13 protein-coding genes are annotated in these 14,876 nt (G+C 67.8%); 5 read left to right on the forward strand and 8 right to left on the reverse strand.

Annotated features, from left to right (window positions below; genetic code table 11):
- Positions 1 to 26 precede the first annotated feature (26 nt).
- The gene (locus tag ACIA12_RS12825; RefSeq protein ID WP_396367091.1) at positions 27 to 2,309 is read left to right on the forward strand and encodes a bifunctional SulP family inorganic anion transporter/carbonic anhydrase; all 2,283 of its coding nucleotides are present in this window, start codon (positions 27 to 29) and stop codon (positions 2,307 to 2,309) included.
- Here the strand turns inward: ACIA12_RS12825 and ACIA12_RS12830 are convergent.
- Together ACIA12_RS12830 and ACIA12_RS12835 are read right to left on the reverse strand one after the other, a co-directional pair.
- Positions 2,249 to 3,097, reverse strand: a complete 849-nt coding sequence (locus ACIA12_RS12830; protein ID WP_396367092.1) for a phosphatase PAP2 family protein — start codon at positions 3,095 to 3,097, stop codon at positions 2,249 to 2,251. The genes ACIA12_RS12825 and ACIA12_RS12830 overlap by 61 nt on opposite strands.
- 566 nt (positions 3,098 to 3,663) lie before the next feature.
- Positions 3,664 to 5,562, reverse strand: a complete 1,899-nt coding sequence (locus tag ACIA12_RS12835) for a S41 family peptidase (RefSeq protein WP_396367093.1) — start codon at positions 5,560 to 5,562, stop codon at positions 3,664 to 3,666.
- Positions 5,563 to 5,647: 85 nt separating this feature from the next.
- Here ACIA12_RS12835 and ACIA12_RS12840 point away from each other — a divergent pair, with 85 nt between their 5' ends.
- Entirely contained in the window at positions 5,648 to 6,352 is a 705-nt protein-coding gene (locus ACIA12_RS12840; protein WP_344840815.1) for a M50 family metallopeptidase, read from the forward strand.
- Positions 6,353 to 6,360: 8 nt separating this feature from the next.
- Here ACIA12_RS12840 and ACIA12_RS12845 read toward each other — a convergent pair whose 3' ends face one another.
- Entirely contained in the window at positions 6,361 to 7,392 is a 1,032-nt protein-coding gene (locus ACIA12_RS12845; RefSeq protein WP_396367094.1) for an aldo/keto reductase, read from the reverse strand.
- 66 nt (positions 7,393 to 7,458) lie between these two features.
- Between ACIA12_RS12845 and ACIA12_RS12850 the strand changes: the two genes are divergently transcribed.
- On the forward strand, positions 7,459 to 7,959 hold the full coding sequence (locus ACIA12_RS12850) for a DinB family protein (protein ID WP_396367095.1): 501 nt from the start codon (positions 7,459 to 7,461) through the stop codon (positions 7,957 to 7,959).
- Positions 7,960 to 7,980: 21 nt separating this feature from the next.
- Here the strand turns inward: ACIA12_RS12850 and ACIA12_RS12855 are convergent, their stop codons facing one another.
- Both ACIA12_RS12855 and ACIA12_RS12860 read right to left on the reverse strand, forming a co-directional pair.
- Positions 7,981 to 9,111, reverse strand: coding sequence for a hypothetical protein (locus ACIA12_RS12855; protein ID WP_396367096.1), 1,131 nt, complete (start codon positions 9,109 to 9,111; stop codon positions 7,981 to 7,983).
- Between the two features lies 1 nt (position 9,112).
- A complete protein-coding gene (locus ACIA12_RS12860; RefSeq protein WP_396367097.1) occupies positions 9,113 to 9,979 on the reverse strand; it encodes an exodeoxyribonuclease III in 867 nt (288 codons plus the stop codon).
- 46 nt (positions 9,980 to 10,025) lie between these two features.
- Between ACIA12_RS12860 and ACIA12_RS12865 the strand changes: the two genes are divergently transcribed.
- Both ACIA12_RS12865 and ACIA12_RS12870 read left to right on the forward strand, forming a co-directional pair.
- Positions 10,026 to 11,288 carry an alpha/beta fold hydrolase gene (locus ACIA12_RS12865; RefSeq protein ID WP_396367098.1) on the forward strand — a complete coding sequence of 421 codons (1,263 nt, stop codon included), beginning with the start codon at positions 10,026 to 10,028 and terminating at the stop codon, positions 11,286 to 11,288.
- Between the two features lie 14 nt (positions 11,289 to 11,302).
- Positions 11,303 to 12,430 (forward strand): winged helix DNA-binding domain-containing protein, encoded by a 1,128-nt coding sequence (locus ACIA12_RS12870; protein WP_396367099.1) that lies wholly within the window; start codon positions 11,303 to 11,305, stop codon positions 12,428 to 12,430.
- On the opposite strand, the gene ACIA12_RS12875 is transcribed toward ACIA12_RS12870, so the two are convergent.
- From ACIA12_RS12875 to ACIA12_RS12885, 3 genes are all read right to left on the reverse strand, one after another.
- Positions 12,427 to 12,780 (reverse strand): VOC family protein, encoded by a 354-nt coding sequence (locus ACIA12_RS12875; protein ID WP_396367100.1) that lies wholly within the window; start codon positions 12,778 to 12,780, stop codon positions 12,427 to 12,429. The two genes, ACIA12_RS12870 and ACIA12_RS12875, sit on opposite strands and share 4 nt — an antisense overlap.
- Positions 12,781 to 12,834: 54 nt before the next feature.
- The gene (locus tag ACIA12_RS12880; RefSeq protein WP_396367101.1) at positions 12,835 to 14,163 is read right to left on the reverse strand and encodes an RICIN domain-containing protein; all 1,329 of its coding nucleotides are present in this window, start codon (positions 14,161 to 14,163) and stop codon (positions 12,835 to 12,837) included.
- Positions 14,164 to 14,268: 105 nt separating this feature from the next.
- Positions 14,269 to 14,871: a dihydrofolate reductase family protein gene (locus tag ACIA12_RS12885; RefSeq protein ID WP_396367102.1), complete on the reverse strand. Its 603-nt coding sequence runs from the start codon at positions 14,869 to 14,871 to the stop codon at positions 14,269 to 14,271.
- Positions 14,872 to 14,876 lie beyond the last annotated feature (5 nt).

Raw genomic sequence — 14,876 nt, forward strand, 5'->3', positions numbered from 1 at the left:
CGTCTGCCCTTGAACACACCGCTACTATGAGTACTCAGATCGACACCCTTTGTTTCGACGTTCTGTTGCTGTCAGCACCCAACGCCGGAGGACCCGTGCCGAGCATCTCTCACAACCATTCACCACCTCTGTCCGAGCCCGCGAGCTCGTGGAGGTCCATCGTTCGTCATGACGTACCGGCCTCGCTGGTCGTCTTCCTGATCGCGATCCCTTTGTCGCTGGGGATCGCCGCCGCATCCGGAGCCCCGCTGATCGCCGGGCTCGTCGCCGCCGTCGTCGGTGGCATCGTCGCCGGCGCGCTCGGCGGCTCCCCCTTGCAGGTCAGCGGTCCCGCCGCCGGCCTCACGGTCGTCGTGGCCGGCCTGGCCACGCAGTTCGGCTGGGCCGCGACCGCAGGAATCACCTGCGCGGCCGGCCTGCTCCAGATCCTCCTGGGCGTCACCCGGATCGGCAGGCTCGCGCTCTCCCTGTCCCCCGCCGTGGTGCACGGCATGCTGGCCGGCATCGGCGTCACCATCGCCGTCCAACAGCTGCACGTGGTGCTCGGCGGGCAGGCGCAAAGCTCCCTGATCGCCAACGTGGCAAGGCTTCCCGAGCAGTTGGTCGCCCATCATCCGGGCTCCGTACTGGTCGGCATCCTGACCGTGGCGATCCTGCTCATCTGGCCCAAGATTCCCAAAGCCAGCATGGTTCCCGCGCCGCTCGTCGCAGTGGTCGCCGTCACCGCGGTGGCCGCAACCTTCATGGTCGACGTCACCCGAGTCAACCTGCCCGACCAGCCCTTGAAGGAGCTCATCCCACCCACGCTCCCCGGTGGCGGCCCGATCGCGATCGCGACGGCCATCCTGACCGTCGCCCTCGTCGCGAGCGTCGAGTCACTGCTCTCGGCCGTTGCCGTGGACAAGCTTCATCGCGGCAAGCGCAGCAACCTCGATCGGGAGCTGATCGGCCAAGGTGCAGCGAACGCGATCTCCGGCGCACTGGGCGGGATGCCCGTCACCGGCGTGATCGTGCGAAGCTCCACCAACGTGGCCGCGGGCGCTCGCACCAGGGCGTCGGCGATCCTGCACGGCGTCTGGATCGCGGTCTTCGTACTCGCCGCGGGCGCGATGCTCGAGCTGATCCCGATGGCCGCACTGGCCGGCGTCTTGCTGGTCACCGGCCTGCGACTCGTCCAGCTCGCGCACATCCGCACCCTCCGACGCCACGACGAACTACTCGTGTACGTCGTCACAGCAGCAGGCGTCGCCGTCCTCGGACTCGCCGAAGGGGTGCTCGCCGGACTCGTCCTCGCGCTCGGCCGGGTGCTGTATCGGTTGGCCAGGGCAACGGTCACCACGGCCGAGGAGGACGGGGTGTGGATCGTCCGGATTCGCGGCACGCTGGTCTTCCTCGGGGTGGCGTCGCTGGTCCGGACGCTGCGGACGATCCCGGTCGGTGCATCCGTCCGGGTGGATCTCCAGGTCGACCACCTGGACCACGCGGCGTACGAGGCGATCGAGGACTGGCGGCGCGGGCATCTCGCCCGTGGCGGTTCGGTCGTTCTCAACCGGGCGGCGTTCCGGGCCGCGATGCGTGGCGACACGGGCCGCCGGCTGATTCCCTGGCAGCCGCAACGCCAGTTGGTGGCCGAGGTCGACCAGCGGGCCGCGATGCTCGACGGGATCCTCGAGTTCGAGGCGTCGGCCGATCCGATCCGGCCGATGATGGCGCGGCTGGCGGCCGACGGGCAGAAGCCGACGCAGTTGTTCATCACCTGTGCCGACTCGCGGATCGTGCCGAACATGATCACGACGACCGGCCCGGGCGACCAGTTCTGCGTCCGCAACGTGGGCAACCTGGTGCCGCCGTACGGGTCGAACAGCAACTCCGTCGACGCGGCGGTCGAGTACGCGGTCGAGGTACTGGGCATCGCGCAGATCGTGGTCTGCGGTCACTCGCACTGTGGTGCGGCTGCGGCGGCGCTGGAAGCTTCCGCCGACGAGGGTTCCGCGTTGCGGACCTGGCTGAAGCATCTCGAGCTGTCGGTACGCCGGTCCGCCGCGCTGCCCGACATCATCGACCCGGTGACCGGCATCAAACTGTCACCGGCCGACAAGTTGTCCGTCACCAACGTGGCGGTCCAACTGGAGAACCTGCGCAGTTTCGCCTGCGTCCGCAAGGCCGAGGAGGCCGGCCGGCTCGAACTCGTCGGCCTGTACTTCGACATCGGCGCGGCCGCCGCCCGGCTGGTCCTCGAACGCGAGCCCTACCTGGTACGCGCCGACGAGGAACTGGCCACCACGGCTCGTCCACCAGCGGACACCTGAGTCGGCAACTGAGCGGCATCGGCGGGTGCGCTGTCCTGGCGCACCCGCCGGCTGTCGAAGATCAGCACCAGCGGGATCGCCAAGGCGAGCGCGACCAGACCGTCGAGCCAGTAGTGGTTGGCCGTCACGACGACCACCGCGAAGGTGATCACCGGATGCGCGATCCACAGCCACCGCCAGCGCGACTTCGTGGCGCGGATCAGGAACACGGCAACCATGAACGACCAGCCGACATGCAAGCTCGGCATCGCCGCGAACTGGTTGGCCAGCCCGCTCTCGGCATCGGCGCTGTAGACCGACTGCCCGAGTAGCTGCGCGGTGTCGACCAGCCCGTACTGCGGGAACATCCGCGGCGGCGCGAGCGGGAAGACCAGGTGCCCGATCAGCGCCAGACCGGTCAGCGATGCGATGGCCCAGCGCGCTTTCGCGTACTCCGCCGGCCGGCGGATCAGCAGCCAGATCAATACGGCGGCGGTGAGTGGGAAATGGACCATGGCGTAGTACCGGTTTGCCGTCCGGGCGAGGTCGGGGACCTGTAAGGCGACCTGCTGGACCTGCGCCTCGGTCGGCAGACCGAGCCAAGCCTGGAAGTGCCGCACCTCGTCCGCATGGATGAACGCCGAGCCGGCGTGATGCGCCGAGATCAGCCGGCCGAGGTTGTAGATGCCGAAGAGCACCGCCAGCAGGGCGATCTCGCGGACCACGCGCTTGAGCTTCGCGTGGTGTTCGGCGGGTGGGGACAGCGAGGGCAGGTCCTCTAGTGGTCGACAAAGAGTTACCTGCGCCATGTCGCCCTCCCCTGGAAACCGAACGCTCGTTCTCTACCGTCCACCCTGCGCCCGTGAGCCAGCGAAGATCAAGAACGGTCATTCGTTTTACCTTGTGATCTCACTTACACCTTCAAAACTATCGCAACCTGCTGATAGTTGCGAACAATATGAACGACATCACACCCACCCACCACCCATCCCCCAACCTCACCCCTCCCCACAACTTTGAGCACCCACCAGTCACCCTCACGCCGATCCAACGACCACCCCGTGCTCAAGGTTGCACCCCACCCACCAAGCTCCCCCTCAGCCCAGGCGACCCAGCCGCGGAACCAACTGGCCGGCCGCCGAGCCGCCGAGCTGCACAGCCGCCACTTTGGGCACGGGGCAGTCAGCCGTACGCCGAATTGACGACTGCTCGGTGCCCAAAGTGGAACGCGGCCGGCCGGGGTCAGCGTCAGCCGGCAGGAACAGCGGTCACTTTGGGCACCGAGCAGTCGCGCGATCGGTGGATTGGCGACTGGTGGGTGCTCAAAGTGGTGGCTACGGGTGGGGAGTGAGGGGGGAGGCGCGGGGTGGGGTGGTCAGATGAGCGTGCGGTGGGAGGCGGTGAGGGTGCTGGCTGTGTAGCCGTCGGCGCGGAGGAGTTGGCCGGGGGTTACGTCGATGATGTCGATGGTGATGGGGTCGGCGGCCAGGTCTTCGGAGCTGATCGGGCGGTCGTCGAGGTAGAGGTCGACTCGGTCGAGGCCGTCGACGTCCAGGTCGACGGTCAGCGTCGTGCCGGTGAGTTTGGTGGTGACGTCGAGGCGGCGATTGGGCATCGCGGCCAGCAGGGCGCCGGCTGCGTCGAGGAGGTCGACGTTGCCTTCGAGGAGGTCCCGGCGGGTCATCTGGTGGGTCGAATCCGGTCGTACGCCGAGGTCTTCGACCGGCGTGCCGGACAGGTTGCCGACGCGGAGGGTGCGGCGGATCGCGACGCGCAGGTTGGCGCCGTTGGGCAGCGCTACGTACGGCGAGGTCTCGTCCGGTGGCGGCGGCTCGTTGAGCAGGCTGGCGAGCAGGCCGTGGGTCCAGACGTTGGCGCCGCCGGCCCCCGTGTTGTCGTCGACGCCGAGGATCTGGCCGATCTGGTGGTCAGCGAAGCCGGCGGTGAAGATGTCCGTCGCCGAGTACACGCGGGCGTCGGTGATCAGCACGATCGGGCCGTAGTACGTCTGACCGATCGCGTTCGCGCCGTCTTCGGGGGTGATCGGCTTCGCGGCCGAGTACGCGGCGCCGGTCTCGGTGGCGAGGTCGAGCGAGTCGAACCACGGGCCGAGGTCGATGCCGGCCGGGTTGTCCTTGTGGCGACGGCAGATGCGCAGGTTGAGCGGCGTACTGATGAACTGCACCGGCTCAGGTGAGATGTGGCGTGGCGTCAACGTCTGCAAGGTGTACTCGCTCGCGTAGATGTGCCCACCGCAGTTGTCGCGGACGTCGACGACCAGCCCGTTCTGCGGCAGCGCGGCAGCGAGCCGGACGAACTCGTCGCGGAAGGCGATCGGGTCGGTGACGCTGAAGGTGAAGATCCGCAGGTGGCCGAAGGTGCCGCTCGCGGTGACCACCTCACGGGCGCGGAACACGCCAGGCATCGTCGTCGGCAGGTCGTCGCCACCGACTGCTTTGGGCTTCTTGAGTTCGGCCGAGCTCTGGCCGCGTTCCAGTTCGACGACCTCACGGACGTACAGCGCCTTCTTCGCCCGCGACTTCTCGTCCGAGTCCAGGTCGAGCCCCATCGACGCCGAGGCCGGGGTGAGCGCGTCGAGGTCGGTCATCGGCGGCAGGTTCGTCGTCACCTTCCACTGCTCGCGCAGTTCTTGAGCAGAGCCGTCGAGGCCGACGTAGGTCAGGGTCACCCAGTCCTCGTCGGGCGGCGACTGGATCACCAACGGCCTGAGCGTGAGGGATTCCAGGCCGCGGGCGAGGTTCGCGGCGTCGTTGCTGCCGGCGAACTGGGCTCCGTTGAGGGCGACGGCGCGAGCGATCGGCGTACCGTTCCAGTGCGTCACCTCGGCCCCGGCCCCGAACTGCGTCGCGGTGTAGCCGGTGATGGTCCTGGTGATGAGGTAGTGGTCACCGCTCTCGTCGGAACACTTCTCGATCATGAACGGCAGGAACGCGATCTTGCCCGCGAACGGCGCCGGCAGCAGGTAGTTGGTGTGCAGGTCGCGGACCGAGTGGAAGATGCTCGACATCTGCCGATGGAACAGCCACTCCGCCTCCATCGTCTCGGCAGTCTGACGCTCCATCCGCGCACGCATCACCCGCAGGCGTTGGAGCGGATTGACCGCGTGCATCGCGACCTTGAGCGGCAGGTGCACATAGTTCTGTTCGAGCAGCAACAACGACTGATCGACCAGCAGCTTGCGCTGAGCCGGCGTCAGCGTTCCCGCCGAGTCGAGAAACTGCGCAAGCGGTACGACGGCAGTGACGGCTTCCATGGTCTCCCCCTTCGCACTGACGGTCCTGCCCGCGGAGATCGGTGTCAACGGCGGGGTGTGACCGGGTGCCTGCAAGGATGGGGCGATGGGCGAGGTCTGGGACAACATCACGAGCACGCAACCGGGTGCTTCGGGCACGGTGGTCATCGTGACCGGCATCGTCGCGCTGTTGCTGATCGCCTGGCGGCCGGTCTGGCGGCAGACGCGGCAGGTGGTGACGATCGCGCACGAGGGCGCGCACGGGTTGATCGCGCTGCTCGTCGGGCGGCAGCTCGCCGGGATCCGGTTGCACTCGGACACGTCCGGCGTCACCGTGTCGCGTGGCAAGCCGGACGGCGTCGGGATGATCGCCGTGCTGCTGGTCGGGTACCCGGGGCCGGCGCTGTTCGGGATCGCGGCGGCCTTCGTGCTGAAGCAGGGGTACGCCGTTGCGTTGCTGTGGGGGCTCCTCGCCGCGTTGCTTCTGCTGTTGCTGCAGATCCGCAACCTGTTCGGGCTCTGGTCGGTGCTGGCGTTCGGCGCGATCGTCTTCGGTGTCTCCTGGTGGGGCTCGGAGCAGGTGCAGTCCGGGTTCGCGCATCTGCTGACCTGGTTCCTGCTGCTCGCGGCGCCGCGCGCGGTGCTGGAGTTGCAACGCTCGCGGCGGCACGGTGGCGGGCGGAGTTCTGACGCTGATCAGTTGCGGCGGCTCACCGGCGTACCGGCGATTCTCTGGGTCGGGTTCTTCGGCATTCTCACGCTTGCCTGCCTCGCCCTCGGCGTGGCGTGGTCCGGGATCCTGCCCAGCTGACGAGCGGACTAGGCTCGGCCGCCGGTGATCGGGCGGTCGCGCTGGTTGACGCCTGGACCGCCGTACGGGTAGTCCGCCGCCCCCGGGTCGCTTGCCTCGTCGAGGCGCTGGGTCTCCTCGGGCATGAGGTGCAGTCCGGCAGCGGCGAGGTTGTCGTCGAGTTGCGTCGTCGTGCGGGCGCCGAGGATGACAGAGGTGATCCCCGGCCGGTCGACCAACCACGCGAGCGCGATCTGCGCCATCGAGACACCCCGCGCCTCGGCGATCGCGCGGACCGCCTCCACCACGTCGCGCACCCGCTGGTTCTTGCTCCGCCGGAACCAGGACTCGACACCGCGGTTCGGGTCGTCGCCCAGCCGCGTGTCGCCCGTCGGCTCCTCGTCGAAGGAGTACTTGCCGGTCAGCCAGCCACCACCGAGCGGCGACCAGGGCAGCAGCCCGAGACCGTTCTCCTGCGCGGCCGGGATGATCTCCCACTCGATCTCACGCACCAGCAGGTTGTACTGCGGCTGCAGCGTGACCAGTGGCGACCACCCGCGCCGGTCGATCAGGTCGCACGCCTTCTGAAGCTGCCAGCCGGTGAAGTTCGACAGTCCGCCGTACAGGATCTTGCCGGCCCGTACTGCGTCCTCCAGGAAGCTCAGGCTCTCCTGGAGCGGGGTGATCGGGTCCCACGCGTGCAGCTGGTACAGGTCGACGTGGTCGACACCGAGCCGGGTCAGCGACGCGTCGAGCGCCTGCCGCAGGTGCCGCCGCGAGGTACCGAGGTCGTTCGGCCCCTCCCCCATCGGGAAGCGGCCCTTGGTCGCCAGTACGACGTTGTCGCGGGCGCCGGACTTGGACAGCCAGTGCCCGATGATGTTCTCCGAGGCGCCGGCCGTGTACACGTCGGCCGTGTCGATGAAGTTGCCGCCGGCCTCGAGGTACCGGTCGAGCTGCTCGTGCGCGCCGTCCTCGTCGGTCTCGTTGCCGAACGTCATCGTGCCCAGCGCGTACGTCGACACGACCGTGCCACTGCTGCCCAGAGTGCGGTATTCCACGACTGCTCCTTGCTACGAGAACCTATGTCCTGACCAGACTAGACTGCCCGTGACGAAGGGATTTCGATGAACACCAGTGAACTGTTGCTCGACGCCTTCGGCCGGATCCAGGAGGTCGTGCAGGAAGCTGTCGAGGGGCTGGACGACAAGGCGCTCGCGACCCGGCCCGGCGACACCGGCAACTCCATCGGGTGGCTGGTCTGGCATCTGGCCCGGATCCAGGACGACCACCTCGCCGACGCCGGTGGCTACGAGCAGACCTATACGGCTGATGGCTGGTACGAGCGGCTCGGTCTGCCGTTCGACGCGGCCGACACCGGTTACGGACACACTGCTGATGACGTGGCGGCGGTCAAGCTGTCCAGCGAGCAATTGATCGGGTACTACGACGCGGTGCACGCCCGCAGTCTCGAGTACCTGAAGACGCTGACCGACGACGACCTCGACCGGATCGTCGACAAGCGCTGGAACCCGCCGGTGACGCTCGGGGTCCGCCTGATCAGCGTGCTGTCCGACGACCTCCAGCACGCCGGCCAGGCAGCGTACGTCCGAGGCCTGCTCAGCTGAAGACAACCGTTCCGGATCTCCTCAGTTGAGAGTGGTCTTCCAGAGGGATGCGGGTTTGTCGGCAGGGCCGGCCAGCAGGTAGAGGGTCTTGCCGATCAGGGCAGCGTCGTTCACCACGCCTTCAGGACCGGTCGACTCCTGCACCGTCCAGCTGCCGTCGTGCCCGCTGACCACCTTCACCTTGTTGCCCTCAGCAATGAGTTGGTAGATCCGCCGGTCGGCGACCACCGGCGGCGGCAGCTTGTCCTTGTCGCCGACCGCGATCGGCGGCACGTTCGGCAGCCGCTTGCCCTGATCGCCGTCGACCTGCCAGATCGCGAGCTTGCCGTCGACGAACCCGGAGATCGTGCAGGCCGTCGCGCTCGTACAGGTGGCCGTGTTGCCCTGACTGCGATCGCCCAGCTCCGGAAGTTCGATCCTGCTCCAGCCCTGGTCGACCTTCGCCGAACGCCAGACGGCGGTCTCCTGCTTGACCTTCGAATCCAGCCGGACCTGCGAACCGACCAGCAGAATCCCGTCACCGGCCGCGGTGCCGTAGCTCGGGCTGAGCAGCAGCGTCTTCACGCTCTCCAGCGGCGTCTTCGCCGACGACTGCCGCACCCATTTGCTGGTCCCCTGTGGCAACCAGATCGCGCCGTCGAGCCCGGTGTTCGCGCTCCCCCAGGTACCGGCGAGTGCTTCACCAGCAGGCGTGATGATCGCGGAGTACAGGCCGCCCGCGTTCTGCCCGCCGAACGTGTTGAACTCCTGCGGGTACTCCGTCAGCGTCTTGCCCGACCCCGTCCACACCGTCCACCGGGTGTTGGAGTGCGCCCCACCGGAGGCGCCGCCGAGAGCGAGCAGCCGCTGACCGTCATACGCAACGGACTGCCAGGTCGCCAGCAGCGCGTACGGACTCTTGGCCTCCACCTTGATCTCCTGCCGGCTGCCATCCGCCTGCTGGAGCAGCAACCTGGGCACGACCTTCGCACTGCGATCACGCAGCCCGATCAGCAACTCATCGCCATGCCCGGTCAGTACGACGGGTTCGGCCGGCAACTCAACCTGCGCCCACACCACAGCCTGCGGCGGCGCTGCCTTGTCTTCGGAGGAGCAACCTGCAACTGCCAACGAGAGCGCGCTGACGAGCGCAACCAGGCGGAGGGTTTTCACGTCAGCGGTTCTGCGGGAGCTTGGTGGTCTTCTTCTTGGCGCCGCGTGGTGCCGACGGCGGCGGTACGACCGGACCGATGTCGCCGTCCGGCGCCATGTCCAGATCGATGATCACCGGCGCGTGATCGCTCGGACCGGTCCCCTTGCGCGCCTTCCGGTCGATCCACGCCGCCTTGACCCGCTCGGCCACCGGCTCGGAGGTGAGCATCAGATCGATCCGCATGCCGAGGTCCTGGTGGAACATCCCGGCGCGGTAGTCCCAGTAGCTGAACACCCGCTCGCTCGGCCACCGATCGCGAACGACATCGTGCAAACCGGTCGACATCAGGTCGGCCAGCGCCTGCCGCTCCGGCGCGGTGACATGGGTCGACCCGACAAACGCCGCCGGGTCGAAAACGTCCGCATCGGTCGGCGCGATGTTCATGTCGCCACAGACGATCTGGTCGGCCGGTCCAGCCGCCACGACCTCCTTCAACGCGGCGAGCCAAGCCAACTTGTACTGGTAGTGATCCGAGTCAGGCTCGCGCCCGTTCGGCACATACAGCGAGTGGATCCGAACCCCACCACACGTCGCGGCGATCGCCCGCGCCTCCGGATCGGGGAACCCCGGCGCCCCGGCGACTCCGGTGACGACGTCCTCCAAACCGACCTTCGAAAGCAGCGCGACACCGTTCCACTGCGCCTGCCCGTAGACGGCGCTCTCATACCCACGCCCGGACAGCTCGTCCCCCAGCAACTTCGCGAAGGCATCGTCGGCCAGCTTGGTCTCCTGCAAACAGACGACATCAGGCTGCCGCTCATCCAGCCACTCCAGCAACCGTGGCATCCGCTGCTTGACCGAGTTCACATTCCAGGTAGCTACTCGCACCCGCCCTACGTTAGCCCTCTGACCTCGCTGACTGGAGAATGGCCGCGTGCCCAGACTTCCAGGACTTGTCGTCACCGACCATGTGTTCACCGTGCCGCTCGATCACTCCCGGCCGGACGGGCCGACCATCGAGGTACTCGCCCGTGAGGTGGTGGCAGCGGCCAAGGTCGACGCTGATCTCCCCTGGCTGATCTACCTGCAGGGCGGCCCGGGTGGCGCCTCCCCACGACCCACGGGTGCCAGTGGCTGGATCGGCCGCGCCACCCAGGATTACCGGGTGCTGCTGCTCGACCAGCGCGGCACAGGACGCAGTACCGCAGTCACAGCCCGTACTGCGTCCAAACTCGCGCCGGCCGAGCTAGCGGCGTACCTGCGGCACTTCCGCGCCGACTCGATCGTGCGGGACGCAGAACTCATCAGGGCACAGCTCAGCCCCGGCAAGCCGTGGACGACGCTGGGGACGAGCTATGGCGGCTTCATCACGCTCACCTACCTGTCACTCGCACCCGAGGGCCTCAAGACCTGCCTGATCACCGGCGGGCTGCCGGGCCTCGACACGATCGCCGACGACGTCTACACCCGGACCTATCCGCGGGTACGCGCCAAGGTGGAGGCGTTCTACCAGCGCTATCCCGAGGACGTCGAGCGGGTACGCCGGATCGTGGATCACCTGCGCGACAACGAAGTACGGCTCGCCGATGGCGACCCGTTGACCGTCCGGCGGTTCCAGACGCTCGGCCTCAACCTCGGCATGGGCGACTACGCCGAGACCCTGCACTGGCTGATCGACGGAGCCTGGGACGACGGCGCACTGGGTGCTGAATTCCTCTACGGCGTGATGGAGCGAACGCAGTTCGGTACCGGCCCGCTCTTCAGCGTCCTGCAGGAGAGCATCTACGGGCAGGACCACCGCCCGACGAACTGGGCCGCCGAGCGGCTGCGCCCGGCCGAGTTCGACGGCGACGCCGAGCGCTTCCTGTTCACCGGCGAGATGATCTACCCCTGGATGCTCGACGAGATCGCCCTGCTGAAGCCCTTCAAGGAAGCGGCCGACCTGCTCGCGTCGGCGAACAACTGGACTCCCCTGTACGACATACCGAAGCTGCAGGCCAACCGCGTTCCGGTCGCGGCCGCCATCTGGCACGACGACATGTACGTCGACGCGGGGCTCTCACTGCAGACGGCCGCCCGGGTCGGCAACCTCAAGACCTGGATCACCAACGAGTGGGAGCACGACGGCGGTCGCGCGTCCGGCGGCTCGGTCCTCGACCGGCTCCTCACCATCGCCGCGGATCTCCCGCCCGCATGAGCCTGGGTTCGCCGATGAAGGTCAGTACCGAGGAGCTCAACCGGGCGACGCTCGCGCGACAGTTGCTGCTCGAGCGGGAGGCCTTGGATCCCGTCGAGGGGACGCGGCGGATCGTCGCCATCCAGGCCCAGCAGGCGGCATCGCCGTACATCGCGCTCTGGAACCGGCTCGTCGACTTCAAGGCAGCCGACCTCGACGCGGCGTTCCTCGACGGGCGGCTGGTCAAGGCGACGCTGATGCGTTTCACCTTGCACGCGGTGCATCGCGACGATCACCTGCCACTGCACACCGCCATGCAGGCGACCTTGCGGGGCCGACTGACTCAATCCCGCGCCGGCGGACTACCGCTTGGCGATGCCCACGATCTGATCCCCGGGCTGCTCGAGTTCACCGCGCAGCCGCGCACCAACGCGGAGATCGAGCAGTGGCTCGGCGAGCAGGGCGACATCCCCGGCAAGGATGTGTGGTGGGGTCTTCGCAGCTTCGTCCCCGTCCTGCACGCACCGACCGGAGGTCCGTGGTCCTTCGGCCAACGACCCCAGTACGTCGCAGCGCCGCAACCTTCCCCGTACTCCGAGGAACTGGCGACCGAAGCGCTCAAGACCCTCGTCTGGCGCTATCTCGAAGGATTCGGCCCGGCGTCGATGCCCGACGTGGCCCAGTTCGCCTCCGTCCACCGGACCCGCGCCAAGGCAGCCATCGCGGCACTCCTCGACCAGTTGATCGTCCTGGAAGGGCCGGCCGGCGAGCAGCTGTACGACGTACCGGATGCACCACGGCCGCCGGCCGAAACGCCTGCTCCCCCACGCCTGATGGCGATGTGGGACAGCACCCTGCTCGCCTACGAGAACCGCTCGCGCATCGTGCCCGCGGAGTACAAGTCCGTCGTCACCCGCACCAACGGCGACGTCCTGCCGACCATCCTGGTAGACGGCCACGTAGCCGGCCTCTGGCGACCCACCCCCGCGGGCATTGAAGCCAGAGCCTTCCGCCGCCAACCCGCCAAGGTCTGGAAAGCCCTGCGCAGCGAGGCCGAATCCCTCACCACACTCCTCGCCGACCGCGACCCGACCGTCTACTCCCGCTACAACAACTGGTGGTCCAAGCTCCCCTCGGGCCACACCCGCATGCTGACGAGCTAGTCGACGCAGAGGCAGAACGGATGACCGGCCGGGTCGAGGAAGACGCGGAACGTAGTACCAGGCTGGTGCTCAGGCTTGGTCGCGCCGAGCTCGAGCACCTCGGCCTCGCCGGTGTCCAGATCCTGAACCATCAAGTCGAGGTGGATCTGCTGCGGCACCTCCTGCCCCGGCCACTCCGGCGCGCGGTAGGCGTCGACCCGCTGGAAGCCAATGCAGTGCCCGTCACCACGGATCTCGCTCCAGTTGTCGTCCTTCTTCACCTCCCACCCCAGGATCGCCCCGTAGAACTCCGCAAGCGCCACCGGGTCAGGACAGTCGAGAGCAAAACTTGGATACTTAGCAATAGCCATGTCCAGCACGGTACCCAGCTACCCGGACGGATCATGTCCGGGTAGCCGAGCGTTTCACCAGTACGTGTTGAGGTCCGCGAGCAGGTTGCGGACGGCGCCGCCTTCGGGTTTCTGGTAGAAGTCGAGGGCTACGTAGTTGGGCTTGCGGCCGGCGGCCGGGCCGCAGATGCGGCGGATGCGGTTGGTGAGTTTGGTGCCGTTGTCGGCGGTGGCGGAGCCTTCCGACGGGATGTCGCGGTAATGGTTCATGGAGTAGAGGCGGCGGAAGCCGGGCTCTTCCTTGGCGAGCGGGACCTCGTCCCAGCGGCTGTAGCACTGGATGTCGTTGCCGCTCGAGCCCAGCGACCAGTAGTTCTCGGCGGTCCAGTCGCGGTCGAACATCACTCCGTACGAGTCGCGCCCGGAGCGTTGTGAGAAGACCAGCAGGCGGCGGTTCTGGGCGACCAGTTCGGAGATGCGCGGCCAGCCGTTCTGCCGTACTCCGGCCTGCCCGGGATTGAAGACGCGATCGGCGAACCCGTTGACCCGGGCAACGGCTGCCCGCAGCTCCTCGACGCTGGTGTAGTCCTCGATGAACACCGTGACGATCGCGTCGCGGTTCGCGTTGAGGAAGTCGACGACGTCCTGCAGCCCCGCCGTCAACGTCCGTTCGTTGCCCCAGCAACTGCCGTGGCACATCCGGACATCACCCTGGTACGCATAGGCATCGATCTGCAGACCGCGTACTCCTTGGGTCAGCTGGTCTTTCAGACGGTACGACTGGTTGGGGAACCGCCCCCAGAACCCCTCGTCCGTGTTGGCCATCGCGTTGTGCGCGGCCAGGAAGGTGACCTGGTCGAGACGCGGGTCGGCCGGCATCGCGCGGCGCGGTACGTCGAGGCCGTTGAGGTACCACTCGGCGCCCGCCCCCGAGTCGGAGCTGGTGATCAGTTCGCGACCGTTCGAAGGGCCGGTGGCGACGACCTGGAGGTAGCCGCCGGCCGGGTCCTTGATCCGGAACCGTCCGCCGAGGTCCTCGACATCCCAGCCGGATGAGTTGCTTGTGCAACTGCGAAGTACGACCCTCGCCTGATCCCTCGACAGGCACCACGCGTGGTTGCTCTCGAGCCTGATCTTGTAGTGATCGCCATCCCGCTGCACCAGCCACTGCTGGGCGGCCGAGCCGTTCGCGGGCCACTCCTGGATCTTGTGGCCTTCGTCGACTCCGCCGCCGTCCAGGTCGGCGACCCGGCCGTTGGGCACGCTGACGATGAACACCGGCCAACTCGGCGGCTCGGCCGCCTGCCTCGCCTCGGCCTGCGTAGTCCCCAGAGCACAAGTCCCTAGAGCGCAGGCCCCGGCGAGCAGGGCAGCCGTCAACAATCGGACCGTTCGAAGAACCATTTCAGGTACCTCCGGCGTCTCGCCTCGATCCGGCTGGGCGGTGCGGATCCGAGGCGTCCCGCACACAGCGTGCCCAACCGTGCGCACCCCGTCAAAACGAGCCGGTCAGTCGCGCTTGCGGTCGTACAGGAGGCAGAGGGCGCCGCTGTCCGTCGGAGTGGAGTCGACGAGCGTCCACGAGCCGCGCGTGACCGTCTCGTCGAAGAGTTGGACGCCACCGCCGACCAGCTCCGGGCACAGCGTCACCGAGAGCCGGTCGATCTCGTCCGCCGCGAGCAGCACCTTGATCACGCTCGCGCTCGCCAGTACGACGATGTCGCCGCCGCGCTGCTCACGCAGTTCCTTCACCGTGGTGACCGGGTCGCTGGTCGCGATCCGGCTGTTCTGCCAGGCAGCGTTGCGCAGCGTGGTGGAGAAGACGACCTTGTCGACCTCGTTGAGCCAGCGCGAGAACTCCCGGCTCTCCACCGGCGCGGTCTCGTCGTCGGCGACGGTCGGCCAGTACCCGCCGAAGCCTTCGTAGTTCTTCCGGCCGAGCAGCGCGGTGGTCGCGGGCCCGGTCACCCGGGTCATGTGCGCCAGTGCGACGCGGCTGACCGCGTGCGGCACGACCCAGCTCTGGTCGTAGTCGCCGCCCGGGCCATTCACCCGTCCGTCGAGCGTCAGGGAGATGTTCGCTACGACGGTACGGTGCGAAGTGTCGGTCATTTCGG

This window comes from Kribbella sp. NPDC051620, assembly GCF_044453825.1.
Classification (GTDB): domain Bacteria; phylum Actinomycetota; class Actinomycetes; order Propionibacteriales; family Kribbellaceae; genus Kribbella.

Excerpts from the sequence above, each read along its gene's own strand:
- ACIA12_RS12825 (WP_396367091.1), top strand. The coding sequence starts at position 27 with ATGAGTACTCAGATCGACACCCTTTGTTTCGACGTTCTGTTGCTGTCA.
- ACIA12_RS12830 (WP_396367092.1), bottom strand. The coding sequence starts at position 3,097 with ATGGCGCAGGTAACTCTTTGTCGACCACTAGAGGACCTGCCCTCGCTG.
- ACIA12_RS12835 (WP_396367093.1), bottom strand. The coding sequence starts at position 5,562 with ATGGAAGCCGTCACTGCCGTCGTACCGCTTGCGCAGTTTCTCGACTCG.
- ACIA12_RS12840 (WP_344840815.1), top strand. The coding sequence starts at position 5,648 with ATGGGCGAGGTCTGGGACAACATCACGAGCACGCAACCGGGTGCTTCG.
- ACIA12_RS12850 (WP_396367095.1), top strand. The coding sequence starts at position 7,459 with ATGAACACCAGTGAACTGTTGCTCGACGCCTTCGGCCGGATCCAGGAG.
- ACIA12_RS12870 (WP_396367099.1), top strand. The coding sequence starts at position 11,303 with ATGAAGGTCAGTACCGAGGAGCTCAACCGGGCGACGCTCGCGCGACAG.
- ACIA12_RS12875 (WP_396367100.1), bottom strand. The coding sequence starts at position 12,780 with ATGGCTATTGCTAAGTATCCAAGTTTTGCTCTCGACTGTCCTGACCCG.
- ACIA12_RS12880 (WP_396367101.1), bottom strand. The coding sequence starts at position 14,163 with ATGGTTCTTCGAACGGTCCGATTGTTGACGGCTGCCCTGCTCGCCGGG.
- ACIA12_RS12885 (WP_396367102.1), bottom strand. The coding sequence starts at position 14,871 with ATGACCGACACTTCGCACCGTACCGTCGTAGCGAACATCTCCCTGACG.